This window comes from Opitutus sp. ER46 (assembly GCF_003054705.1).
Classification (GTDB): Bacteria; Verrucomicrobiota; Verrucomicrobiia; order Opitutales; family Opitutaceae; genus ER46.
This window is the reverse complement of record NZ_QAYX01000017.1, coordinates 237,906-263,328: the sequence shown is the minus strand read 5'-3', so window position 1 is coordinate 263,328 and position 25,423 is coordinate 237,906. Positions and strand designations below refer to the sequence as shown.

The window sequence follows — 25,423 nt, the reverse complement described above, 5'->3', positions numbered from 1 at the left end:
TCCCGGATTGCGGCGCGCCGCCGGACCCGTTGAGTCGGCGCGTGGACCGCATTCCCCAACGCCTCTCGCTGGTGGCCCAGACCGTGGCCTGCATCCGACGCCAGATCTCGTCCGGACAATGGGTGGAATGGCTGCCGCCGGAGCGCTCGTTGTGCGAGATGCTGCAGGTCAGCCGCAGCACGCTCCGCCGCGCCCTCGCGCAGCTGCACCAGGAGGGAGACATCCGGCCCGAGCATGGCGCCGGCAACCGCGTCCTGGCCACGCCGGAGGCGCCGAGCGGCCTGCGTGCCCGTGATGTCGCGCTGCTCACCCCGCAGCCGGTGGAGCAATTGCGCCCCACGCAGGCCCTCTGGATTGACGAGCTCCGCGCGATGCTGGGTGAGCGCGGCTGCCAGCTGCACATCTTCCACGGCGCGCAGTATTTCCGCGCCAATCCCGCCGCCGCGCTCGAGAAGCTGGTACGTCAGCACCACCACGGCTGCTGGGTGCTCGCGCTCGCCAGCGCGGGTTGCCAGCAGTGGTTCGCGCGGCGGGATATCCCGTGTCTGATCGCAGGTTCGTGCCACGCAGGGGTGGACCTGCCGTTCCGCGATCTCGACCACCGCGCGCTTTGCCGCCACGCCGCCGGCGTGCTGTTGAGCCAGGGACATCGCCACCTCGCGTTGGTCGCCCAGAAGACCCGGCTGGCCGGTGACATCGAGAGCGAAGCCGGCTTCATCGAAGGTGTGGCACGCTCCCAGCACAGCGACGCGACGGCGAAAGTGCACCACCACGACGCCACCGTGCCGGGCATCGTGCAATTGCTCCGCCGGATGCTCGCGCAGCATCCGGCACCGACCGCCCTCGTCGTCGCGAACGCCTACCACTACCTGACGGTGGCGACGTGCCTCACGCAGCTGGGCCGGCGGATTCCCGGGGACATCTCGCTCATCTCCCGCGACGAAGATCCCTTTCTCTCCTTCCTCGTCCCCGCGCCCGCCCGCTACGTGGCCAGCCCGCGTGCGTTCGCCCGCACGCTGCTCCAGGCAGTGCTGGAGCTGCTGGAACACGGGACGGTGACCCAGCGCGCCGTGCAGCTGATGCCGGAGTACATCGCCGGCGCGACCATCGGGCCGGGTCCGTCCGCCATCCGCTGACATCGAGCCCAAGCGGGCACCCGCGCAAGGGGGCGCAACACGCGCGTCCCCGGGGGGATCACGGTCTGACGAACCAGACGCGACTGGTCTGATTCCGACACCACTGGTTTCGACTGTTGCCGGGCCACGGCAGTTTCCAGCGTGTCGCCGCCTCACCCGGGGATCGTCACCCCCGCCCCTGCCCCACCGGTCTGCCGCGCGCAGCGCAGACCTTAGCCTTGATCAAAATTCATCGGCTCACGCCAACGCCTGAACCAAAGCCCATGTCACCCCTGACCTCGTTTTCCCGTCTTGCTCGGGCCGTCCGGCGCATCCTGTACTTTCTCCTCCTGCCCGTGTTGGGCTTCGCCGCTTCCACGCCGTCGGCGCAAACCGGCGCGGTTGAAGGCCGCGTGTTCAACGCGACCAGCGCCACCGCCCTCGTGAACGCCCGCGTGGCGCTCGGCGGCACCAACCGGGAGGCCATCACCGACGAGACCGGCTCATTCCGATTCACGAACGTGCCCGCGGGTGAGAACCACCTGACCGTCACTTACGTGGGCATGGCGCCGCAGTCCATCGTCGTTCAGGTGCCACCCGGCGGCACGGTGCAACGGGAGATCGAGTTGGCGCGCGCCGGGACGGCGAAGGCCTATGGCGCCGACGGCGAGACCGTGAAGCTCGACACGTTTACCGTCGTGGTGGATCGCGAGATGAGCGCCCAGGCCATTTCGATGAACGAGCAACGGAACTCCGCCAACATCAAGAACGTCGTGGCCATCGACGAATTCGGTGATCGCGGCACGGAGAACATCGGCGAGTTTCTGCTCTTCCTCCCGGGCGTCTCCATCGAAACCTCGGGCTCGGAAGCCAGCTCCATTTCCCTGCGCGGCTTCCCCGGCAACAACACCGGCCTCACCATCGACGGCGGTTCCGTCGCAACCTCCTTCAACGGCGACACCCGGTCGCTGGATCTGCGCGAGATCCCGATGAGCAACATCTCCCGCGTCGAGGTCACGAAGGTCCCGACCCCCGACATGCCGGCCAGCGGACTCGGCGGCTCCGTCAACCTGATCAGCCGCAGCGGCTTCGAGACCAAGAAGCGGCGGTTCGGTTTCAACGTCTACACGATGTTTCACAACCGTGATGGCATCACCTTCAAGCCGGGGGTGCGCGCCCACACCGGTGCCACCAGCCCCACCTGGGTCCAACCGTCCTTCGACTTCAATTATCGCCAGCCCCTTTCGCGCAACTTCGCCATCACGTTGGGCGGCGGGCGGACCTGGCGCCACAAGCCGATGGAACACGGCGACGTGACCGACGAGGTCGCCGTCTGGGACATCGTCCGCATGTACCAGCGCCAGAGCCAGTGGAACAGCCTCGCCCAGGTCTTTCAGACCCTCTCCGGGCAGATGGGCTTCGACTGGCGGCTGAGCCCGCGGGACCTCCTCTCCGCCAGTTTCCAGTATCGGAAATACGATCTCTTCATCACCCGCAACGTGCTGGCCTTTGACTACGGCACTGGCGCCACCGGCGGCGAGAACTACACCCAGGGCGCGGCGAATGGCGTCGGCAAGGTCACCATGAACGGCAGCGGCGGAAACGTCGACGTGCTCACCGAAACAAAGCACTACACGCTGAAATATAAACACCGCGGCGATACTTGGCGCGCCGACGTCAGCGGCTCGTTCTCCACCTCCGCGTCCGACAAACCCGACAACGAACTCGGCTTCTTCAACAACATCCCCGCCGAGCTCAGCAATGTCGTCCTCCGGGGCGAAGGCATTCCCGGCTCGGGTGGCATCATTCCGATGAGCTACAGCGCGACCGATCGGGCCGGCAAACCCGTCGATATCTACGACGGCGGCAATTACGCTCTGACCTGGGGCAGTACCAACCAGTCGGACTGGAATGTGCACACGATGAGCGCCCGCGCCGACCTCGGCCGCGACTTCAACGGGCGCGTGCCCTTCACCCTCAAGCTCGGCTCCGCGCTGGACCGGACCAATCGCGATGGCCGCGGGTATTATCGGCGCTGGAACTTCCGGCCGAACGGAAAGACCGATGTCGCCTCCCGGCTGGCGCGCAATTTCGACGTGTTCGACGAGGAATACAACGCGGCCTCGCCCGACATGTACGGGAAGCAGGTGCGCTGGATCAGCCAGGTCAAAATGTACGACCTGTTCCGCGCCCATCCCGACTGGTTCGTCCTCGACCCGGCCCAGGTCCACCAGGACCAGGTGACCAGCTCGCGCGAGTTCACCGAGACGGTCTCGGCCGGCTATATCCGGGCCGACCTGCGCCTGCTCAACAACCGCTTGTGGCTCGTGGGCGGCGCCCGGTACGAACACACCGCCATCGAGGGCAGCGGCCCGCTGAACGACATCAACGCCCAGTATAAGCGCAACCCCGACGGCTCCTTCGTCCGCGACGCCGCCGGCAAGCGCGTGCTCATCACCACCGATCCGCTCGCGCTGCGGCAGCTCCGCTACGTCGAGCGCGGCGCCCGGGCCAAACGCAACTACGACGGCGTGTATCCAAGCTTCAACGCCAGCTACAACCTGACCGAGAACCTCGTTCTCCGCGCCGCCTATGCCCAGACCATCGGTCGTCCCAACACGAGCTTCATCATTCCCGGTCTGACCATCTCCGAGCCCGACGTGGCGAACCCGCGGATCACGGTGAACAATCCCGCGTTGAAGCCGTGGACGGCGGACAGCTACGACCTCTCGCTCGAGTCCTACCAGATCAAGGACGGCTTCGGCTCGGTCGGGGTGTTCCGCAAAGACATCAAGAACTTTTTCGGCGTTGTGATCACGCCCGCCACGCCGGAACTGCTGGAGCAGTACGGGCTCGAGAACGACCCCACGCTGCTCGACTACGACATCTCGACCCGCGAGAACGTCGGCGACGCCAAGGTCCAGGGCGTTGAGTTCAGCTACCGGCAGTCGCTGGCCTTCCTGCCGCGCTGGGCCCGCGGCCTCCAGGTGTTCGTCAATGCCACGAAGCTCGAAATCACCGGCAGCAACACCGCCGACTTCACCGGCTTCAATCCCGAGACCTTCGCCGGCGGGATCAGCCTCGTGCGCGAACGATTCTTCATCAAAGGCACCATCAGCTACCTGGGCGACACCCGGCGTGCACTCGTGGCCGTCAGCGCCGCCGACGGCATCCCCGCCGACACCTACACCTACCAGGGCAAGCGGACTCGCATTGGGATCAACGGCCAGTACAGCCTGAACAAGCGCTACTCGGTCTACGTGTCGGTGAGCGATCTGGGTGGCTTCGTGCAGAACCTTGAACGCTACGCGCCGAACACGCCAAAGTACGCGCGCGGCAACCGGCTGCAGGAACTTGGCTTTTACTACACCTTCGGCATCCGCGGCAGCTTCTGAGCCCTCCCCCCCGTCCGACCGCATCACCCATGCACCTTGCCTCGCGCCTCGCCTCCGTGACCATGAACCGTCTGCTTCGCGGCATCCCGCTCCTCGCCCTCCTCACCCTCGCACTCCCCTCGCGTGCGGCAGTCGTCGAACAGGCCGACGTGTATGTATCGGGCCGGGACGGCTACCACACGTACCGGATTCCCGCGGTGATTCGCGCCGCCAATGGCGACCTCCTCGCCTTCTGTGAGGGTCGGCGGGAATCGGGCTCGGACACCGGCGACATCGACCTCCTCCAGAAGCGTTCCACCGACGGTGGCAAAACCTGGGGCCCGGCGCAGGTCGTCTGGGACGATGGCGCCAACACCTGCGGCAATCCCTGCCCGGTCCTCGACGAGTCCACCGGGACGCTATTTCTCCTCACCACGCATAATCTCGGACAGGACCATGAGCGCGAGATCGTCACCCGCAGCAGTGTCGGGACCAGGACGGTTTGGCTCCTCTCCTCAAAGGACCACGGCGTCACCTGGACCAAGCCGATTGATATCACCGACGCGGCGAAGGATCCCTCGTGGACATGGTACGCCACTGGGCCGGGCGTCGGCATCCAGATCAAGTCCGGCCCGCACGCCGGTCGACTCGTCATCCCGTGCGATCACAATTACGCCGCCCCCGCCGAGCCGAAGGGCAATGGCAGCGGCTCGCACGCCCTCTACTCTGACGACCACGGCCGGACGTGGCGGCGCAGCGAGCCAATCCGACCACGCCTGAACGAGTGCCAGGTGGCGGAGCTATTCGATGGCCGCGGGACGCTCTTGATGAACATGCGCTCAAACCGTGGCCGGCACTGCCGGGCCGAAGCGACGAGCGCCGACGGCGGGCAGTCCTGGACCCCGGTCAAGGATGCACCGGCGCTGGTGGAACCGGTCTGCCAGGCCAGCCTTGTCCGCCACGACGCCGCGAGGCGGCTGGTCTTCTCCAATCCCGCCGACACGAAGCGCGTGAACATGACCGTCCAAACCAGCAGCGACGACGGGCAAAATTGGCGCAGACTCGCCGTCCTCCACCCGGGCCCCTCCGCCTACTCGTGCCTGGTGCCGCTCGACGAGACCACCGTCGGCTGCCTGTACGAACGCGGCGAGAAGAAGCCGTACGAGCGGATCACCTTTGCGCGCGTCCGCTTGAGACCGGAGTAAGCGGTCACGGCGCCACGGCGCTTGGTGATCGACTTGGCTGGACGCGCCGACGAGCAGATGGAAGCCTCGCGATGGCTCACGGCTTCGGATGCGGCGATCCAGCTAAATATCCGAATTCCCGCGCCCATAATCGCGTTACGTTCGTCTACAGATCATCATGCCTCCGCTTCCCCTCCCCCTCTGGTCACGCTTCGCCGGCCAGACTTTGGCCTCAGCCTTGTTCGCCGTCGCCGCGGCCCAAGCCAATACGGGCAGCTCGCGGCCGGAGTGGCAGGACGAGACCCGTCTGCACGAAGGCGTGGAGCAACCGTTCGCCACGATGGCGCGGTTTCCCGCCGAGACATTGGCACGCGTCGCCAACGCACGGTCGCCTTGGGAGCAGTCCCTCAACGGCGATTGGCGATTCCACTGGGTATCGAAGCCCGCCGAACGCGTCCCGGATTTTTGGCGCCCCGACTTCGATGACCGCGCGTGGAAGACCATCCCGGTGCCGGCCAACGTCGAACTCCAGGGCTACGGCATCCCGATCTACACCAACGTCGCCTACCCGTGGAAAACCACGACGCCGCCGGTGATTCCAGAGACGTACAACCCCGTCTCCTCGTATCGCCGCACGTTTCAGGTGCCGGCGGAATGGGCGGGGCGCGAGGTGTTCATCACTTTCCACGGCGTCAACTCGTTCTTCTACGCCTGGCTCAACGGCGAGAAGCTCGGCTTCAGCAAGGACAGCCGCACGCCGGCGACTTTCCGCGTCACCTCCCAGCTGAAGCCGGGCGAGAACCTGCTCGCCGTCGAGGTCTTCCGCTGGTGCGACGGCTCGTATCTGGAAGACCAGGATTTCTGGCGGCTCAGCGGCATCTTCCGCGATGTCACGCTCTGGTCTGCGCCGGCGGTGCACGTCCGCGATTTCCGGGTGCAGACGCCCCTCGACGCGTCGTACCGCGACGCGCAGCTCATCGTCGACACGGAGTTTCGCAATGCCAGCGCCAGCGCGCGCGAAGTCGCGCTTGAAGCGGCGTTGATCGCGCCGAACGGGGCGGAATTGTTCCGCGGTCCGGCGGGCACGGCCAAGGTGGCCGCGGGCAGCACAGCCTCGCTCCACTTTGCCCACCCCGTCGCGTCGCCCCAGAAATGGTCCGCGGAGATTCCCGCGCTCCACACCCTCGTCCTCAACGTGCGCGACGCGCAGAGCGGGCAGATGCTGGAGTCGATCCCGTGGCGCGTCGGTTTCCGCAGCGTCGAAGTCAAGGACGGCCGGCTGCTGGTCAACGGCATGCCCACGCTCATTCGCGGGGTGAACCGTCACGAATGGGATCCCGACCTCGGGCAGGTCGTGACGCGCGCCCGCATGATCGAGGACATCCGGCTGATGAAGCAGAACAACATCAACGCCGTGCGGACCTGCCATTACCCCAACGTCGCCGATTGGTATGCGTTGTGTGACGAATACGGCCTGTACCTGGTCGATGAGGCCAACATCGAATCCCACGGCATGGGCTACGGCGAAAAGACCCTGGCGAAGGTGCCGTCCTGGGGCCCAGCCCATCTCGACCGCACGGCCCGGATGTTCGAACGCGACAAGAACCACGCGTCCGTGATCGTGTGGTCCCTCGGGAACGAAGCCGGTTTCGGTGACAACTTCCGCGCCACAGCCCGCTGGCTGAAGGCCCACGACGCCACGCGGCCAGTGCAGTACGAACAGGACCATGAATGCGAGGTCACCGACATCCGGTGCCCGATGTACGCGCGTCCCGACACCGCCCTAAAATACGCCGCCACCGCCCAGGCGCATCCGTTCATCCAGTGCGAATACTCCCACGCCATGGGCAACAGCAACGGCGACATCTGGGCCTACTGGCGACCGATCTATGAAGGGCAGAAGCACCTGCAGGGCGGGTTCATCTGGGACTGGGTTGACCAGGGCCTGCGGACGCCCGTCCCCGCCAGCCGCAAGCTCGAGTCGCTGGAAAACCCGAAGTCGCTCCCGCTGGATCCGAAACTCGGCACCTTCTTCGCGTACGGCGGCACGTTTGGCCCGGCCGACATCGCGTCCGACGGCAACTTCTGCGCCAACGGTCTGATCTCGGCCGACCGGGTGCCGCATCCGGGACTCGCCGAGGTGAAGAAGGTGTACCAGCCGATCCAGATGACGGCGGGCGACCTCACCAAGGGCGAAGTCGTCCTCCAGAACTGGTTCGATTTTCTCCCCGCCGAGCAATGGCTCACGGCGGAGTGGCGCGTCACCGCCGACGGCCGACCGCTGCAACAGGGCCGGCTCGACGGCATCCAACTGGCCCCTCGCGCCCGCCAGGGGGTGACCATCCCACTGCCCGCCGTGACGCCCACACCCGGCACCGAGTATTTCCTCGAGGTTCGTTTCCAGTTGAAGACCGCCACCGTCTGGGCCGATGCGGGTCACGAGGTGGCTTGGGAGCAGTTCAAGTTGCCCTGGTCGGCCTCCGCCGCAGCGGCCCCGAGGCAGCGCGGCACGCTCACGCTCGTCGAATCAGTCCCGGAGTTCCGCGTCAGCGGTTCCGGTTTCAGTGCGGCGTTCGATCGCCGCACGGGACTGCTCGTTTCGCTGCGCACGGGCGACGTTGAGCTGCTTGAGCAGCCGCTGCGGCCCGACTTCTGGCGTGCCCCGACGGACAATGATCGCGGCAACCGGATGGCCGGCCCGCTCGATCCGAAGGGCCGCGGACTCATCCTCACCGCCTGGCGCCGCGCGCATGAGAGTTGGACGGCCACGGATGTCCGCGCCGAACCGGCCGGGGCGGACCGGGTAACCCTCTCGGCCACCGGCGTCATCGGCGCCTTCGGCGCCCCCTACCGCCTCACGTGGACCGTACTTGGTTCGGGTGACATTCTCGTGCGCGCCGCGCTCGAGGAAGGCGCCACGCCATTCCGCGAAGTCCCCCGCTTTGGCATGAACACCGTGCTGCGCGAGGGTTTCGACCAGCTCACCTGGCTCGGCAAGGGACCGCAGGAGACGTATTGGGACCGCCAGGACGCCCGCGTGGGCCTCTATTCGGGGCGCGTGCGGGACCAGTATTTCGACTACATCAAGCCGCAGGAGACCGGGAACAAGGTGGCGGTGCGCTGGATTGCGCTTACCGACGCGTCCGGTCGGGGCATCCTGGCGGTGGGCCGGCCGCTCCTCAGCGCCAACGCGCTCCACTACACGGCGGACGATCTGTTCTGCGCGACACACAACGAGCACCACTACCGTTACCTGATGCCCGATCGGCGCACGGTCAGCCTGAACCTCGACTGGCACCAGCGCGGCCTCGGCGGCGACAACTCCTGGGGCGAACTGCCCCACCCCGAGTTCCGCCTGACCAAGCCGCCGTTCGCCTACGAGTATCGGCTCCGCGTGCTGCGCGGGGGCGAAGACCTGGGCGAAGTTGCCCGGCAGCGGGTCGAGTAGCCAACGCCCCGGGTCTTGGGGGGGGCCGCCAGGGACCCCGGTCCGGTCGACGTCGACCGGCGGTCCTGGACTAGGCGCCGCTCCTAGGCGGCCACGATCTCGATGAGATTGCCCTCGGGATCTGTCACCACCGCTTCGAAGTAGCCGTCGCCCGTCCGGCGCGGCTCGCCCACCACCGGTACGCCGGCCTGCCGGAGACGCTCGATCGTCGCCCGGACTTCATCCTCAGCGCCCACGGCAAAAGCCAGGTGCGCCGGGCCCTGCACGGTCGCCTCGGCGCGACGGGTGACGTCCCCCCGCTGCATCAGCTCGAGTCGCGCGCCGGACGTGAAGCGCAGGAAGTACGACGAGAACTGCTTGGTGGGATTGTCGTACCGCGGACCGGAGATGGCGCCAAACTGGGCCTCATAGAAGCGGCGCAACGTTTCCAGGTCGGCACACCAGATCGCCGCGTGTTCGATTCGCATGGTTGAGATTCGCCTTACGCCCCCGTCGGCCGCTGCTCCGCGGGGGTGGTGGGGAGCGTAATCCAGAAGGTGCTGCCCTGCCCCAGCACGCTCGTAAGCCCGATCTGACCGCCGTGCGCCTCGACCGCCATCTTGGAGAACGTGAGCCCCAGCCCCGTGCCGGGCAACCGGGCGTTCCCCGTCCCGACCCGGCCGAACTTCTGAAAAATCCGCTGGTGGTGCTCGGGTGCGATGCCCGGCCCCGTGTCGCGCACGCGGACCCGCACCAGCGCCGGTTCCAGATCAATTCCAACCTGCACGATCCCAGGCGCGGGGGTGAACTTCAGCGCGTTCGCGACGAGATTCGCCAGCACGCGGCGGATGATGCTCGCATCACAAGTCGCGTACGCCTTGGGCGGCGCACTCAACTCGATCCGCCGCTCGGGCGAGAGCGGCCGCAGGGTTTCCAACACGTCGGATGTGAGCGAAACCAGCTCGGTCGGCTGGCGGTCCAGTTCCATCGTCCCCGCCTGCATCCGGCTGACATCGAGCATCTGCGAGACCATCTCGATCAACTGCGAGACGCTGCGGCTGGCCGTCGTCATCATCTGCGCGGCGTCCGGAGCCGGGTTGGGAATCATCTCCCGCAACAGTTCCATCGACATCTGCAACGCGAGCAGCGGCGAACGCATGTCGTGCGCGATCATGTGCGTGAGGCTGTCGCGCAGTTCTTCGGTGACCTTGAGCCGGGCATAGCTCTCCTGCAGCTCACGCTGGTGCCGCCGCAGCTCGAGATGCGTGCGCACCCGCGCGTCGACCTCCTCGAACTGAAACGGCTTCCCCACGTAGTCGATGCCGCCCGCCTGGAACGAGCGAATCTTGTCCTCCGTCCCGCTCAGCGCGCTGATGAAGAGCACGGGAATGTCGCGCCACCGCGGGTCGGCCTTGAGCCGGCTGCAAACCTCATAGCCGTTCATCCCAGGCATCGTGATATCGAGCAGGATGAGATCCGGCGTCTGGACCTCCACCGCCCGCAGCGCCATCTCCCCGCTGCTGACGGGGCGCACGCGATAGCCGCGCGCCTTCAGCATGCTCGCGAGGAGGTGCAGGTTGGCCGCCGTATCGTCGACGACGAGGATGTTGGCGGGAGAAGAATCGGGCGGCTGCGGCAGCGTCATGAGGACCCGGGTGTATCGTCGCCCGGCACGTGCGCAGCAAGCGCTTCCCAATCGTAACGCTCGGCCAGCCGGCGCAACTCGGCGGCAAAGCTGGGCGCCTGCGCGCCCATGGAGTTCAGAATTCCCATCACGGCATCGAGATCCGCGGCGGCGATCGCCTGCCGCAGAGCGGCGGCAAACTCGACGGGGACCTGGCCGGCAATCGCCGCTTTCGCGCCGGCCGGAGCACTCGGCGCGGCGGCGTATTCAAATTCGACGTCAAGCAGCCGCCGCAGGCGCTCGAAGAGTTCGGCGTCGCGAAACGGCTTCCCCAGGAAATCGTCCGTGCCTGGGATCGGCCGCGGATCCTCGCCCAGAACGCTCGCGGAAAGCCCCAGGATCTTCACCGTGCGCCCGTGCTCACGTTCGCGAATCCGGCGGGTGGCCTCGGCGCCGTCCATGTTCGGCATCCGCAGGTCCATGATGATCGCGTCTGGGCGCCAGGCTTCGAACACGTCGATGGCGGCGGCGCCGTCCGCAGCCTCGCGAATCTCGAAGCCCACCCCGCCGAGCAATTCGGACAGCAGCCGACGGCTGTCGCCCTGGTCGTCGACCACCAGCAGGCGACGGACGCGCTGGCCTGGGCGCAGCCGCAGCACGCAGCGCGCGGCGGCGCGGCGTTCATCGGGCGCCTCGTCCGCCACCGCGCCCACGCGCAAGGCGACGCTGAAGGTCGAACCATGGCCCACTTCGCTGCGGACGGTGATGTCTCCGCCCATCAGGCGGGCGAAGCCGCGGCTGATAACGAGGCCCAGGCCCGTGCCACTCCCCAGGGCGCGTCCGGCGGCGGCTTGTTCAAAGCGCTGGAACAACCGCGTCTGGTCTTCGGCGGAAATGCCCACGCCCGTATCCTCCACCTCGCCCTGGATCAGCCAATGGGCGTCATCCTCCCGCAGGGCGCGCAGGCGCAGGGTGATGCGCCCGTGGGGCGTGAATTTCACCGCGTTGCCGAGGAGATTGACGAGAATCTGGCGCAACTTGCCGTCGTCCGTGATCACGCGCCGGGGCAGGCTGGACAGGCCCTCGATCACGAGCGCAAGGCCTTTTGCCTCCGCGCGCGCGCCGAACATCGAATGCACATCCCGCGCGAGCGCGCCGAGGTCGCAGGGCGCAAGTTTCAGCGACGCGCGATTCGCCTCGATCTTCGAGATCTCGAGCACGTCGTTCAGCAGCGCAAGGAGGTACTCGCCGTTGCGATCGATCGTTTCGAGCCGCTCGCGCTGCGCCGGCGTGACCGTCTGGTCCCGCAGCAGCAGCTGGGTGAACCCGAGGATGGCGTTCATCGGCGTGCGGATCTCGTGCGACATGTTGGCGAGGAACGCGCTCTTGGCGCGGTTCGCGATCTCGGCCTGGGCTTTGGCGGCCTGCATCTCCGCGAGGCGCTTGTGTTCGGTGATGTCGAGACACGTGCCTTCGTAGTGCAGGAGCTTGCCCGTGGCGTCGTACACGCAACGGCCGGTGAGCAGGACCCAGAACGCGTGCCCGTCCTTGTGGCGCGCCGGGTACTCGTAGGCGTCAACGCGGCCGGTGCGGGCCAGATAATCCAGGATACGCTGGCGATCCTCGGGATTGGCATACACCTGCGTCGCCATGTCGGTCACGGTCTCGATCATCTCCGCGGGCGATGCGTACCCGTGCATCCGCGCCATGGCGGGGTTCACGTCGACGTACCGGCCCGAGGGAACGCTGCGGAAGATGCCTTCCAGCGCGTTCTCAAAGATGCCGCGATAGTTGGCCTCGCTCAAACGGAGCGACGCCTCCGCCTGCCACTTGCTGGTGACATCGTTGATGATGGTGAGCCCCGCCGTCGTCGCATCGCCCGAGCGGAATTCGCGCACCGCCACCTCCGCCCGAAACTCACTGCCGTCACGCCGGCGAAAAGCAGTCTGGAAGCCGCGGGTCTCCCCATTGGTCTGCTGGAGCAATTCGCGCATCCGGGCGCGCTCGGCGGGCACGGCCCAGAGGCCCAACTCCAGCGCGGTACGGCCGACGGCCTCCTCGCGGCTGATGCCGAAGTACTCCTCGAACCCCCGGTTCACCTCGATCAGCCGACCGCTGGCATGGTCGGACAGGGTGATGGCGTTGGGAATGAGATGGAAGATGCGGTTGAAACGGTTCTCGCTCTCGCGAAGGGCCGCCTCCGCGCGCTTCCGTTCCGTGATATCGAGGACGGTGACGACATGATCCTCCCCCGAACCGCCCTCGATCGGCGCGCTCTTGAGGAGAACCTCGACCCGGGCCCCATCCTTGCGCACATAGGTGCTCTCGGTCGGAACGGGCGATGCCCCGGCCGGGGATCTCAGCTCATGGCCGGCACGCTCGTAGCTTTCGTCGTCCGGGTAAAGGAGGCGGGGAGAGCGCCCGATGAGCTCGTGTTCGGCGTACCCGAACATATCCGCGAACCGGTCGTTGACGCGGCGGAACACGCGACGCCGCATGAGCGCGATGCCGACCGGCGCGGCATGGAAGACGCTGCGGATCTCCTGCTCACGCTGCTGCACCGTCGCCTGGGCCTGAAGCTCGGCCTTGAGGTGTTCCATCTCGGCCTCGGCGCGGCGCTGCTGCTCCCGCTCCACGGCCTGGGCGAGCTCACGCTGTTCGACGTTGTGGCGCATGAGCTGCCACACCAGCAGCAGCACGACGATGACGATCACCCCGCCGCCGATCACGAAGCCGCCCGCCTGCTCGATCCAGTAGAGCGGCTCGCTGCGGGCCCGAGACGGCACGGCTCCGCGGGGAGGGAATATGCCCCGGGACCAGCCGTACCCCGCGATCACCAGCCACAGCAGGGCCAGGAAAAAGCCGACGATCATCAGGCGCCGGCCGAACAGGAGTCCCGGCACCAAGACCGCGAAGGCGAGCAGGAAAACGGCGTTGGCGGACGACGTACGGTAGACCAGCGCGCCCAGCGCGAGGGCATTCACGTAAACCATCAGCACCGTCGCCCGGGCCCCGAACGGGCCCCGCCGCCAAAGGGCCATGGCGAGCACCGCAACCTGCAGCACCCACGCGATCAGGAACGGCGTGAACCGCCAATCCAGCTCGGGGTTGGCCAGTGAGGCTGCGAACAACAGCAGCCCGCCGCCGATGCCAGCCGCCCACAATGAATTGTGCAGCAGCGGATCGCGGACCTCCGGCGATAGTTCCAGCCGCAGGATGGGCGGTCGTGGGTTCTCGGACTGGTTCATGGCTGGGGTACGGCAGCGACGAGTCAACGCACGGCGAAAAGTAGTGATTCCGGAGTCACTGACCAGCGCATAACATCCGGGCGCGGCCTGCACGCCGTCCCGCGTGCAGGTATCAGCTCTGGTAGGACAGGTGCACCTGCCGGTCAGACTGGACGCACGTGCTCACGACGGTTTCCGCAGTTGGTGGCCATGCCGGACCACCGGGGAGCCTCCCTTGATGTTGAGGCGATCGAGCACCCCCGCCAACCGGCGGCGCTTTTCGTCCTGATCCGCGAACATCTCCAGTTGCCCGCCGCCATCCTCCACCCCGGAAAACCGCACGCTGATCAGGCGCAGCGGACGCCGCTTCCGCCATGCCGCCTGCAGCAGCGGCATGACCAGGGGATAGAAGTGTGCCTCAAGGTCGGTCGCCGCCGGCAGGGTCCGCCCGTGCGACTCCTGTGAAAAGTCGGGATACCGCACCTTGAGGGTCATCGTCCGCACCCGCTTATGATCCTGTCGCACCTTGGCCATCAACTCGTCGATCATGCCCTTGGCCACCTGTTCAATAAACGCGACCTCAGCCACATCGCGCGCAAACGTCTCCTGCTGCGAGTAACTCTTGGCGTCCTCGTCATCGACCTCGACGGCGCGGTCATCCCTGCCCCGCGCCATGGCGACGACCTCGGGCCAGCTCTGGCCAAAAATGACCCGCAGCTCCGTTTCCGACCGCTCCAGGATGTCCCGCACCAGCCGGATCCCATGGCGCTCTGCCAGGGTGACCTCGGTCTTCTGACCGATTCCCGGCAACTTACCCACCCCGAGCGGCCAAAGGAACTCCCCCTCCGTGCCTGGCGGCACCACCACGAACCCCCGGGGCTTGCGCAACTTCGACGCGATCTGGGCCACCAGCTTGTTCGTTGCCAGGCCGAAGGACACCGGGATCTGGAGCTCCTCCCAAAGCCGTCGCTGCAGGCCCCGCATCGCCTCCTCCACCTGCGCCGAGGACGTGAAGCCACAGGGCGCGACATCGAGGTAGCCCTCATCGATGGAATTGCGCTGCACCAACGGGGTAATCTCCTCGCAGCGGTCAAACATCTGCCGCGACACCCGGGAATAGAGCCCGGCGGTATGGGGCAGGAGCACCAGGTCGGGGCACACCTGCAACGCCCGGCGGGTCGGCATCGGAGTGTACACGCCACAGGCCCGGGCCTCGTAACTCGCCGACGAGATGATCCCCCGCTCCCGACCGCCGACGGCACACTTCCGCCCCCGAAGCTCGGGCTTCAGCGCCAATTCGCAGGACACGAAGAACGCATCCGCGTCGAGGTGGACGATGGTCGGTAGCGGCAAAGACACCCCAAAACCCTCCTGCAACCCGTTGGCTGCGGCAAAGCGAAACTGAATTCTCCGTCAGAATCGGTTTTTGGGCTGGCCTCCCTCGGAGACGTCGCTTCGTTTCATCCAGCTTCAGTTACCTCCCCGCTCGGTCCCCCCGGATACCTTCATGCTTTTGCTGGCGATCTTCTCGGTCCTGATCCTCGTCCTGTGCGTACTCTGCTACAGCGGGGACTGTAATCACTGACAGTTCAGCTTGCCGAGGTGCCGGCGGTTCCCAAGCTGAGCGCGCATGGGACGTCAATGGCTTCACGCGAAACGTGCGATCGTCAACCTGAAGAAAGGTCAGGTTGTCGGGAAACTCGTCAAGGAACTCACCGTAGCCGCAAAGCTTGGTGGTCCGGACATCGAAGCGAACGCGCGGCTGTTTGCCGCCGTTGAAAAGGCCAAGAAGGCCAGCGTGACGCGAGACGTCATCGAACGCGCCATCAAGAAGGGCGCGGGCGTCGGCGATGACAAGCTCATGCTCGAGCATGTCACGTACGAAGGCTACGCGCCGCACAAGGTGGCCGTGATCGTCGAGGTGATGACCGACAATCACAACCGCACCGCCGGCGAGATCCGCCTGCTCTTCAAGCGCGGCCAGCTCGGCGGGGCCGGCAGCAACAAGTTCCTTTTCGACCACGTCGGCATCGTCGAGGCGCACAAGGCCGATGCGCAGGCGGATATCGAGGCGGCGGCGATCGAGGCCGGGGCCAACGATTTTGAACGGCTCACCTCCGAGCAGAACGACGACATTCCCGAGGGCAGCACCGGCGCCCGCTTCCTCACCGACCGCACCGCGGTGCACGCCGCCTCCACCTGGCTGAAGCAGAATGGCTGGAGCATCGTCACGGCCGAGCTCGGCTACGTCGCCAAGATGTATCCGAATCTCGATGACGCCCAGCGCGCCGACGTGGGTGATTTTCTGCAGGCCCTCGAGGATCACGACGACGTCCAGCGCGTCTGGGCGGCGGTCAAGTAACGCCCCCTTCCACGGCCAACGGCCGGCCCGAAAAACCACAAGCCCCACGGACACCCTCCGCGGGGCTCGGATGGACCTGGCGAAAGTCTCCTCAGCGCTCGAACCGGATCGAGATGTGGGGGATGTCGGCCGGCGCCGGACGGTTTCCGCTCGTAAAGGTCCGGCTCTCGTTCGAGAGCGCCGGCGTCACCTGGAAACGCAGCGGGTCAGCCGGCGCCGGGACCTGGATCGGCGTCAGGCGAACATCATTGAGCCACGCGAAGCGCGCATCGTTCTGCCCGTTGGCCGCGGAAACCAGGCTGGCGGCCTGCAGGTTGCTGTTCAGCGAAAAGGCGCTCGAGCTGCGCCGCTCGATGCCACCGCGCGTAACCGGAGCGGCGGTGGTGGTGGCGACCGCGGCGACCGTCGGTGCCGCAACGGTCGGCGTGGTTTGGGCGACCGGCGCGGCGAGTGGAGTCGATTTCTGGCTGGGCGACTGGCCGACGAAAACGAGCGCCACACACGCCGCGGCGGCGGTCAGACCGCCGGCCAGCGCATAGACCTTGGCGCGGACCGAACGACGCGGTTGAGCATTGAAAGCGATGACCTTGCGTGAGGTCTCCGGCGTGGGTTCGGAGACAAAGTCTTCCGCCAGCATCCGACACGCCTTCTGCATGCGGCAATAGTCCTGATAAATGCGCCGACGGGACGGATTCCCCTGCACCTCAGCCTCGAGCCGGGCGGCATCGGCCGCACTGATCTCATGGTCGAGGTAAAGGTTGAGCAGTTCGATAAACTCGGAGTCTTTCATTTGAAGTCTTCGCCGAGTTTCGCGCGCAGGCTTTCGCGGGCACGTGCAATCCGGCTCTTTACGGTTCCAACAGAGATGCCCAAGATCGCGGCGATCTCCTCGTACGATAGGTTTTTGATGTTCCGCAAGACGAGAATCTCGCGGTGCTTGGCGCTAAGGCGTTCCATCCCTTTGCCGATCCGGGCGACGAATTCGTCGGTCACTGCGATATCGTCGGGCGATTCGACTTCAGCCGGGATGACTTCTGCGAGGGTCATGTCGTTTTCGGGGCCGACCGGAGCGTCAATGGAGACGGACTGGTCACGCTTGCGGCGCCACCAATACCAGTACCGGTTGCGCGCGAGGTTCGTCGCAATCTGGTACAGCCAGGTCGAAAAGGCTGAATCTCCCCGAAAATTCACAAGCCCGCGGTGCGCCCTAATGAAGGCATCTTGCGTTACCTCCTCGGCATCCTGCTGGTTGCGCAGCAGCTGATGCACCATCGAGTAGATCCGGTCCCAGTAGCGCGCGACCATTTCGTCAAACGCGGACTGGTCGCCGCTCTTGAAGCGGTCCACCAACAGGCGATCGAGCGCAACTTCCTGGGCTTTGGCAGACATACGTTCTGCCTCGCTGTGATTGGTGTAGTTCTGAATTGTTCCCACTTTCGAAGGGCGAGCCAATAGGTGAGTTGCCGTTGCCGGTCAATGGCCCCGCCTGATATGGAGGGGGAGAAATTTCTTGCAAACCCAGAGAGCGAAAACCCATTTTCCCCCTTCGTTTCGGTCAGTGGGGGTCGATAGCTCAATGGTAGAGCAGCGTCCTTTTAAGTCGTTGGTTCAGGGTTCGAATCCCTGTCGACCCACCATCTGTAATTCCATACTACCGCACCCCAATGAAGCGCCTTGTCATCATCGAAGACCAAACCGCGATTCGCGAGATGTTGGCCGAGATTCTGCGGTTGGACGCCAACTACCAACTCGTCGGCGAGGCTGGCGATGGACAAGCTGCCATCACCCTTTGCATGGAAGCCCACCCGGACGTCTGCGTGCTGGACGCCAAGCTCCCCGGGCTGAACGGCGTCGATATTCTCCGCCGGTTGAACAAGAAGCTCCCCGAGATGCGCGTCCTCGTGTTTTCGGGACACGAGAACCCGGTGCTCGTGCGTGAGATGCTCGAAGCCGGCGCCCATGGCTTCGTCGAGAAGACCGCCGGGCTGTTCGAGTTCAAGAAGGGCCTGGAGACCGTCGCCAACGGCGGCACCTACTTTGGGCCGGCCGTCGCCGCCCTCCTCCGCAACGTCGTGGCCAACCCCGCCACGAGCAGTGCGCCTGACTTCCTGACCGATCGCGAACGCGAGATTCTGCAGCTCGTTGCCGAGAGCCACAGCACCAAGGAGATCGCCGCCAAACTCGGCATCAGCGTGAAGACGGTGGACAACCACCGCACCAACCTGATGCGGAAACTCAACCTCCACGACGTCGCCAGCCTCACCCGTTACGCCCTGGAAGTCGGCCTGATCGAGCCCAAGAAGCCTGTGTAAATGGCCTTGCGGGAGGGGGCCGGTTGGCCCCATAAGCTCGTCTTTCCGTTCTGACCTCCCTTTCTCTCATGAACCTTCCTTCCAAGAGTCTCTGCCTCGTCGTTGCGAGCGCGATGCTTGTCTTCGCCGGCTGCACCAAGAAGCCCGCGCGGCCGGATCCGTCCGCCACCGCCATGGGCCCGCAGGGCGCCGGCGCCGGTCTCGGCTCCGTTAGCCCGACCGATCTCGCCGGCAACACCTCCGCCGGCGGTGAACTCCAGCAGCGCGATGCCGGCTTCGATGCCAATGGCCAGAACCGCGCCGCCCTCGCGGACCAGACGGTCTATTTCGATTACGACAGCTCTTCGATCAAGTCGGCCGAGCGCGCGAAGCTCCAGGCCGCCAAGGACTATCTCGACAAGAACGCCGGCCAGCGCCTCCTCCTCGAGGGTCGCTGCGATTGGCGCGGCACTGCCGAGTACAATCTCGCGCTGGGTGATCGTCGTGCGAACTCGGTGAAGAAGTACCTGCAGTCCCTCGGCGTCCCCGCCGACCGGATCGAGACGCTCTCCAAGGGCAGTCTCGAGGCCGCCAAGAACGCCGACGAGGCCACCATGGCCAAGGATCGCCGCGTCGACCTCATCGTCGTGCAGGCCGCCGGGGCCCTCCCGGCCGCTGGCGCTCCCGCCGCCGCCCCGGCCTCGGCTCCCGCCGCCGGCGCCGTGCCGCCGCTCTGAGCGCGTCATCCTTCCCAAGCAAGACGCCGCGGTCTTCACCGCGGCGTTTTTTGTGTCCTCTCCGCGGCATCGCTGCGGGAGAACTCCGGCCGGGAAGCCTTCGCTCCCCGGCCCGATCTACCCACGCGCTCAGCCCTTCGCAATCTCCGCGAAGATCCGGCGCGCGGTGGCGATACCCTTCTTCATCACGTCGAGATTGAAGCTCTCGTTCGGCGCATGGAGGTTATCCTCCGGCAGGAACAGCCCGAGCATCACGGAGTCGAGCCCAGTGGCTCGCTTGATCTCCGCGATGATCGGCACGCTTCCGCCCTCGCGCAGGTACAGCGGCGGGCGTCCCCAGATTTCGGTTACAGCCTTGTCCGTCGCCCGGAACGCGCGCGCCAGCACCGGCGACTGGTCCTTCGGCGTGTTGCTGCGGTCCGGCGGCACCACCACGTACGCCTCGCCCTTGTGCTGGTCGATGAACTCCAGCTTCACGCCCTTCGGCGCGCGGGCCTTGATCGTCTCGATGACGAGGCGCTTGATCTTGTCCGGCTCCTGGTTCGGCACGAGCCGGCAGCTCACCTTCACGAAGGCCTTGCTCGGGATCACGGTCTTCGTGCCCTCGCCCTGGTAACCGCCGCCGATGCCGTTGAACTCGAGTGTCGGCTGGAACCGGATCGCCTCCGCCGGCGAGAAGCCCGGCGGCGTGTAGAAGATGTCCACGCCGAGGAACTCCGCGTACGCCTTTTCATCGACGCCCAGCTTCTTCAGTTCCGCCCGCTCCCAGTCGTGCACCGGCAGCACCGCGTCGTAGAAGCCCGGCACGTTCACCCGCCCGTCGGGCAGGTGCAGCGTCGCCATGATCTCGGCCAGCGCCTGGATCGGGTTGCGGAACGCCCCGCCGTGCAGGCCTGAGTGCATGTCGCCCTTGGCGCCCGTGACCACGAGGTCGAAGAGCGTCAGGCCGCGGAGGCCCGCCGTGATGACAACCTGGTTCTCATTCGGCAGCGCCGTGTCAGACAGATAGACGAAGTCCGCCTCGCGCAGGCGGTCGGCATACTGCTCGAGGAATTTTGGGAAGCTCGGGCTGCCCATCTCCTCCTCGCCCTCGATCAGAAACGTGATGCGCAGGGGCAGGTTGGGCTGCTCCTCCAGGAGCTGGGCGATCGCGGCGATGTTGGTCATCAGCGGTCCCTTGTTGTCCGCCGCGCCCCGGCCGTAGATACGGTTGCCGATGATCGTGGGTTCAAACGCCTCCGTCTTCCACAAATTGAGCGGGTCGGCCGGCTGCACGTCGTAGTGCCCGTAGATCACCACGTGCGGCCAGGACTTGTCGCCGCCGCGCTGCGCAAAAATGAGGGGGTGCTTCTCGGTCCGGACGACCTCGACCTGGAAGCCGATCGAGCCGAGCAGGTCGGCGACGAATTTCTGGGCACCCAACATTCCGTCCCGGAACTTCGAATCGGTGGAAACGCTGGGGTGGCGGATAAACTCCTTCAGTTTTTCAATCGGGTCGAACATCGGGCCAACGTGTCCAACTCGCTGCCCTTCGCCAACGTAAAAGCTGTCCGCCGGCGAAATCGCACGCCGCCGCCGAGCCCCTACCCGCCCAAAACAAAACGCGGTCCGGGGGCCATCGCCACCCGGGCCGCGAATTCAAAACGCCGAGGCGGTCAGCCTCGCGCCGCTCAGTTCAGCTCGGCGACCGTCACCTCGGTGCGCTGCCCATTCACCGTGAGGGCATACCGCGAGACCGGGCCGGACGCCTTGGCGGGAGCCGCCGCCGGAGCGGCCGCGGCCGCCGGGGCCGCCGGCTTCTTGTACAGCGCGGAGAACTCGCGCGGGAACATGGCATGCAGCACACAGGCTTCGTCGTTGGTCGGCAGGCCGGCGGCCGCCAGCTCCTCGCGGAGCTTGGCCATCCGGGGCGCCAACGCGTCGGCGGGGCGCCCTTCGATCTGCTTCTGCCCCGACTTCTCCAACGCGAGCTTGAGCACCTGCGGATCGATCGGCCCCGGGGTGCGGCCGTACTTGCCGAGCGCGATGTCCATCGCCGGCTGGGAGAAATTCTTCCAGCGGCCGAACTTCACGTTGAGCATCGACTGCGTGCCGACGATCTGGGAGGTCGGCGTGACCAGCGGGATCCAGCCCAGGCACTGCCGGACGTACGGGATCTCGGCCATGACCTGCTCGAACTTGTCGGTCATGCCCTGCTCCTTCAGCTGATTGCGGAAATTTGAAAGCATGCCGCCCGGCACCTGGTAGCACAGCGTGTCGGAGTCGACGCGTTCGTTGGCCGGCGAGGTGAACTTCTCGAGCTCCTTGTACACGCCGGTGAAGTACTCGCGGAGCTGCTGCAGCTTCGCCGTGTTGAACTTCGGGCAGCGCGGATGGCCTTCGAGCAGCGCGAGCATGCGCACCGTATCCGGCTGAGCGGTACCGTTGGCGAACGGGGTGATCGAGGTCTCCACCGCGTCCACGCCCGCGTCGATCGCGGCCAGGTACGCTGCGGCGCCAAGGCCGGCGGTGTCGTGCGTGTGCAGCGTGATCGGCAGGCCCACCTTGCTCTTCAGCTCCTTGACCAGGTTGTAGGCAATGCGCGGCGCGATGACGCCGGACATGTCCTTGATGCCAATCGAGTGGCAACCCATCTTCTCGAGCTCCACGCCGAGCTTCACGAACGCCTCGATCGTGTGCACCGGGCTGGTCGTGTAGCAGATCTCACCGCGCGCGTGCTTGCCGCAGCTGCGCACTGTCTTGATCGCGGTCGCGAGGTTGCGGGTGTCGTTCAGCGCGTCGAAGATGCGGAAGATGTCCTGGCCGGCGGCCGCGTTGGCGCGCACGAACGCCTCGACGACGTCATCGGGGAAGCTCGTGTACTGGACGATGTTCTGGCCGCGCAGCAGCATGATCTGCGGCGTCTTCGGCGCGGCCTTCTTCAGCGCGCGCAACCGGTCGAACGGGTTCTCGCCAAGGTACCGCAGGCAGGAGTCGATGGTCGCCCCACCCCAGGTCTCAAGGCCGGCAAAGCCAAGTTCGTCGAGAATCGGCGCTGCAGGCAGCATCTGCGCCGTCGTCATGCGCGTGGCGGCGAGCGATTGATGGCCGTCGCGGAGGACGGTGTTATTGAAGGCAACGAGGGACATGTTGGAAGAAGTGGGAATGAAGGAGCGGTTTTGGTTTCGCCGCAGTAGGAATAATCAGGCGAGTTCGCGCAGCAGTGCCACCTGCGTGGCGTCGTAATACGCCGGCGCCCGCCCCTTGACCGTCAGGCGCAGCCGGCCCTGCAGGTCCACGCCGTGGAATTGCCCGACCAGCGGCTCGGTCTGGCCCTGAAGCGTGACTTCGACCCGGCGCGGTTCCTTCCACGCCCGGTTGAGCTCGTCCGCGATCACGCCGAAACCCGGGCCGAGGACGGTTTCGTGCGCCTCCCGCAGCGACCGCAGCACCACCCGCATCACGGCATCGAGGTTCTGGTCGCCGGGCACCAGGTCCGCCAGGCGCACCGTCTGGCCGGCCAGGTCGGCGGCCGCCCGTTCCGGGTGATTGAAGACATTCAGGCCGATGCCCACCACCGCCGTCTCGGCCGTGTAGCGCTCGACCAGCAGACCGGCGAGCTTGCCGCGGCCGACCATCACGTCGTTCGGCCAGCGCAGACGGGCGCCGCTGACGCCGAGTTCGCGCAGCGCATCGAGCACGGCCCAACCTGCCGCCAGCGGCAGGATCTCCCACGCGGTACGCGGGCCCGGACAGGGCAAAACCGCCGACAACCACAGCCCGCCCGAATCCGAAACCCAGCGCCGGTCACGCGTGCGCCCGCGACCGCCGGTCTGGGTGTGCGCGCGCAGCGCGGTCCAGGCGGGCTTGCGCCCCGCGAGCGTGTTCGTCGAGTCCACCTCGTCCAATACCGCGATATCCCACCCATCGGCGGGATAAGCGGCGGGGATGGTTTCAGAGACGATGCTCACGGTGAACGCGTCAGACGTCGGCGGATTCCTTCCGGTTCACGCGCCGACTCACGCCGAAGCAGATCACCAGGAGTCCGCCGATCGCCAGGATCTCTCCGCCCAGGGCCGCCGGCACGCGCAGCCCCGCCGCAGCGTGCGGGGCGACGACGCGGGCGAGCAGCACGCCGACCGTCGCGGTCAGCGTGCCCGTCACCCAATACCGGGCGTTGCCGAGGACGTTCTTCATTTCGTCAGCAGCGGGACGAGCGTCACGTAGATACCGGTGAGGATCGCCGTTGTGATCACACCGCTGATGTTGGCGCCCAGCGCCTCCGGCAGGATGATCGAGTCCGGTCGAACCTTGGACACTTCCTTCTGCGCCACCTTCGCGGTGGACGGCACGCAACTCACACCTGCGATGCCAATGACCGGGTTGATCTTTCGGCCGCTGGCAAAGTACGCGATGTAGCCACCCACGATGCCGCCGATGCCCGAGAGCAGCAGCGCCAGGATGCCGAGAACCAGGAGGATCAGCACGCGCGGATCGAGGATGATCGAGGCTTCGCACAGCACGCCGAGCAGCAGGCCGAGGAACAGCGTCGACCCGTACAGCACCGGACCGTCGATGAACGCCACGAAGTAGCTGAGGCCGGCCTCGCGCACCGCGACGCCCACGAAGAGCGAGAGGAACAGCGGGGCCGCCGACGGGAAGAGCAGGCAGAGAACCGTGCAGGCAACGACCGCGAACGTCAGCTTTTCGTCCGCCGTGATCTTCACGATCGGCTTCGGCGGCATCTTGAGACCGCGCAGCTTCTCCGGCACGAGCAGCCGAATGAGATACGGATAGCCACCGTAGGTCAGGCCAAGGTACAGGTACGCGACGACGGTGATCGGCACGAACAGGTCCTTCGCCAGGGTCAGCGAAGTGAAGAGCACCATCGGGCCGTCGGCACCGCCGACCATCGCGATCGAGGCGGCCTCGCCGTAATTGAGGCCCATCGCCACGGCGATCGGGAACGTCACGATCGTGCCGAGCTCGGCGCAGAGCGCGAGGAACATGCTGAGAAACGGACGCGCCAGCACGAAACCCACGTCAAGCAGCACGCCAATGCCCATGAAGACGAAGCACGCGATCAAGCCGTTGCTGAAGGCAAAGGTGTAGATCGGCTGCAGAAAATCGATCTGCAGGATGTACATCAGGTTATCGGTCTTCTGGACCAGCGGCGCCATCATCAGCGTGCCATGCTTCACAGCGGTGCCCTCGCCGACCGCGGCGGCGGTCATGGGATCAAGGAAGAGCACGCCCGCGTTCACCGCGGCCATACCCAAACCCATCGGAATCATCAGCAGCGGCTCGAGGACGCCTTTGCGGCCCAGATACACGAGCAACATGCCGAGGAGCATGAGGCCGATTCGCCCGACAAAGATCGGGGTCGGAGAGTCGAACAGGGTCGTGATGCCCTGGAAGACATTTAGGAGATCATGAAATTGCATTTAGAGGTATTCCGCTAACGAGGAGCGTGACTCGGTCACACGTCCTATTTCGACCGGTTCAGCCGCTGCACGACGGCGTAGAGAACCTTGATCAGCCCGGCCACGAGCATGGAGATCGCGAACGCGAGCGCGTAAATGGTGAGGGCGCTAAGAATGGCGGTTTTCATCGTGGTTCTGGAACCAAAACGGGCACGAGGCCGGGCGGGGCGATTGCCGCCCCACCCTGGCCTGACCGGTTGGCAAGTTTAGGCGATCTGCAGGAGCAGCGCGCCTTCCTCGACGCCGTCGCCGGCCTTGGCGTGCACGGCCGAGACCGTGCCGCTCTTCGGCGCAAAGATGTAGGTATTCATCTTCATCGCCTCGATCGTGGCAATCTGGGCGCCTTCCTGCACCGCCGCCCCGACCTTGACGTCGATGGAGACGATCTTGCCCGCCAGCGGGCTGCGCACGTCGCCAGGACCGCCGGCGGCGGGCTTGGCCACCGGAGCGGGCGCCGCCGAGACGGGCGCGCTCACGCTGGCAGCCGAGACCGGGGCGGAGGCCACCGGAGCGGCGGCGGGGGCCGCGGCAGCCGGAGTGCCACCGTCGAGGATTTCGACGAGGACGTCGTAGCTCTTACCTTCAATGGTAACGCGAAGCTTTTTCATGAAATGGATGAG

Annotated in this window: 20 protein-coding genes and 1 tRNA gene; 8 read left to right on the top strand and 13 right to left on the bottom strand. The window is 66.1% G+C overall.

Going from position 1 to position 25,423, the window contains the following annotated elements:
• Positions 1-41: 41 nt before the first annotated feature.
• The 4 genes from DB354_RS03390 (at position 42) to DB354_RS03375 (ending at position 9,121) form a co-directional block, all read left to right on the top strand.
• Entirely contained in the window at positions 42-1,136 is a 1,095-nt protein-coding gene (locus DB354_RS03390; protein WP_107834013.1) for a substrate-binding domain-containing protein, read from the top strand.
• A 263-nt stretch (positions 1,137-1,399) separates the two neighbouring features.
• Positions 1,400-4,510, top strand: a complete 3,111-nt coding sequence (locus tag DB354_RS03385; protein ID WP_107834012.1) for a TonB-dependent receptor — start codon at positions 1,400-1,402, stop codon at positions 4,508-4,510.
• 62 nt (positions 4,511-4,572) lie between these two features.
• Positions 4,573-5,694, top strand: coding sequence for a sialidase family protein (locus tag DB354_RS03380; protein ID WP_107834073.1), 1,122 nt, complete (start codon positions 4,573-4,575; stop codon positions 5,692-5,694).
• A gap of 157 nt (positions 5,695-5,851) precedes the next feature.
• On the top strand, positions 5,852-9,121 hold the full coding sequence (locus DB354_RS03375; RefSeq protein WP_107834011.1) for a glycoside hydrolase family 2 TIM barrel-domain containing protein: 3,270 nt from the start codon (positions 5,852-5,854) through the stop codon (positions 9,119-9,121).
• Positions 9,122-9,204: 83 nt separating this feature from the next.
• Here DB354_RS03375 and DB354_RS03370 read toward each other — a convergent pair whose 3' ends face one another.
• From DB354_RS03370 to DB354_RS03355, 4 genes are all read right to left on the bottom strand, one after another.
• The gene (locus DB354_RS03370) at positions 9,205-9,588 is read right to left on the bottom strand and encodes a VOC family protein (protein WP_107834010.1); all 384 of its coding nucleotides are present in this window, start codon (positions 9,586-9,588) and stop codon (positions 9,205-9,207) included.
• 14 nt (positions 9,589-9,602) lie between these two features.
• Entirely contained in the window at positions 9,603-10,745 is a 1,143-nt protein-coding gene (locus tag DB354_RS03365; RefSeq protein ID WP_107834009.1) for a hybrid sensor histidine kinase/response regulator, read from the bottom strand.
• Positions 10,742-13,972, bottom strand: a complete 3,231-nt coding sequence (locus DB354_RS03360) for a PAS domain S-box protein (RefSeq protein ID WP_107834008.1) — start codon at positions 13,970-13,972, stop codon at positions 10,742-10,744. Before DB354_RS03360 ends, DB354_RS03365 begins: the two co-directional genes overlap by 4 nt.
• A gap of 162 nt (positions 13,973-14,134) precedes the next feature.
• Positions 14,135-15,304, bottom strand: a complete 1,170-nt coding sequence (locus DB354_RS03355; protein WP_107834072.1) for a DNA polymerase IV — start codon at positions 15,302-15,304, stop codon at positions 14,135-14,137.
• A gap of 277 nt (positions 15,305-15,581) precedes the next feature.
• Here DB354_RS03355 and DB354_RS03350 point away from each other — a divergent pair, with 277 nt between their 5' ends.
• The gene (locus DB354_RS03350) at positions 15,582-16,313 is read left to right on the top strand and encodes a YebC/PmpR family DNA-binding transcriptional regulator (RefSeq protein ID WP_107834007.1); all 732 of its coding nucleotides are present in this window, start codon (positions 15,582-15,584) and stop codon (positions 16,311-16,313) included.
• A 91-nt stretch (positions 16,314-16,404) separates the two neighbouring features.
• On the opposite strand, the gene DB354_RS03345 is transcribed toward DB354_RS03350, so the two are convergent.
• Together DB354_RS03345 and DB354_RS03340 are read right to left on the bottom strand one after the other, a co-directional pair.
• Positions 16,405-17,103: a zf-HC2 domain-containing protein gene (locus tag DB354_RS03345; RefSeq protein WP_107834006.1), complete on the bottom strand. Its 699-nt coding sequence runs from the start codon at positions 17,101-17,103 to the stop codon at positions 16,405-16,407.
• On the bottom strand, positions 17,100-17,702 hold the full coding sequence (locus tag DB354_RS03340) for a sigma-70 family RNA polymerase sigma factor (RefSeq protein WP_107834005.1): 603 nt from the start codon (positions 17,700-17,702) through the stop codon (positions 17,100-17,102). Before DB354_RS03340 ends, DB354_RS03345 begins: the two co-directional genes overlap by 4 nt.
• Before the next feature lie 173 nt (positions 17,703-17,875).
• Between DB354_RS03340 and DB354_RS03335 the strand changes: the two genes are divergently transcribed.
• From DB354_RS03335 to DB354_RS03325, 3 genes are all read left to right on the top strand, one after another.
• Positions 17,876-17,950 (top strand) — tRNA-Lys (locus DB354_RS03335).
• 27 nt (positions 17,951-17,977) lie between these two features.
• A complete protein-coding gene (locus DB354_RS03330) occupies positions 17,978-18,625 on the top strand; it encodes a response regulator transcription factor (RefSeq protein WP_107834004.1) in 648 nt (215 codons plus the stop codon).
• Between the two features lie 68 nt (positions 18,626-18,693).
• Entirely contained in the window at positions 18,694-19,341 is a 648-nt protein-coding gene (locus tag DB354_RS03325; protein WP_107834003.1) for an OmpA family protein, read from the top strand.
• A gap of 129 nt (positions 19,342-19,470) precedes the next feature.
• Here DB354_RS03325 and DB354_RS03320 read toward each other — a convergent pair whose 3' ends face one another.
• The 7 genes from DB354_RS03320 to DB354_RS03295 form a co-directional block, all read right to left on the bottom strand.
• On the bottom strand, positions 19,471-20,844 hold the full coding sequence (locus DB354_RS03320) for a M20/M25/M40 family metallo-hydrolase (protein WP_107834002.1): 1,374 nt from the start codon (positions 20,842-20,844) through the stop codon (positions 19,471-19,473).
• 167 nt (positions 20,845-21,011) lie between these two features.
• Positions 21,012-22,469 carry a pyruvate carboxylase subunit B gene (locus DB354_RS03315; RefSeq protein WP_107834001.1) on the bottom strand — a complete coding sequence of 486 codons (1,458 nt, stop codon included), beginning with the start codon at positions 22,467-22,469 and terminating at the stop codon, positions 21,012-21,014.
• 54 nt (positions 22,470-22,523) lie between these two features.
• Positions 22,524-23,291, bottom strand: a complete 768-nt coding sequence (locus DB354_RS03310; RefSeq protein ID WP_107834000.1) for a biotin--[acetyl-CoA-carboxylase] ligase — start codon at positions 23,289-23,291, stop codon at positions 22,524-22,526.
• Between the two features lie 10 nt (positions 23,292-23,301).
• The gene (locus tag DB354_RS03305) at positions 23,302-23,517 is read right to left on the bottom strand and encodes a hypothetical protein (protein ID WP_107833999.1); all 216 of its coding nucleotides are present in this window, start codon (positions 23,515-23,517) and stop codon (positions 23,302-23,304) included.
• Positions 23,514-24,764: a sodium ion-translocating decarboxylase subunit beta gene (locus DB354_RS03300; protein ID WP_107833998.1), complete on the bottom strand. Its 1,251-nt coding sequence runs from the start codon at positions 24,762-24,764 to the stop codon at positions 23,514-23,516. The genes DB354_RS03305 and DB354_RS03300 overlap by 4 nt, the downstream gene beginning before the upstream one ends.
• A gap of 44 nt (positions 24,765-24,808) precedes the next feature.
• On the bottom strand, positions 24,809-24,931 hold the full coding sequence (locus DB354_RS22805) for a hypothetical protein (protein ID WP_255420668.1): 123 nt from the start codon (positions 24,929-24,931) through the stop codon (positions 24,809-24,811).
• Between the two features lie 78 nt (positions 24,932-25,009).
• Positions 25,010-25,411, bottom strand: coding sequence for an acetyl-CoA carboxylase biotin carboxyl carrier protein subunit (locus DB354_RS03295; protein ID WP_107833997.1), 402 nt, complete (start codon positions 25,409-25,411; stop codon positions 25,010-25,012).
• Positions 25,412-25,423 lie beyond the last annotated feature (12 nt).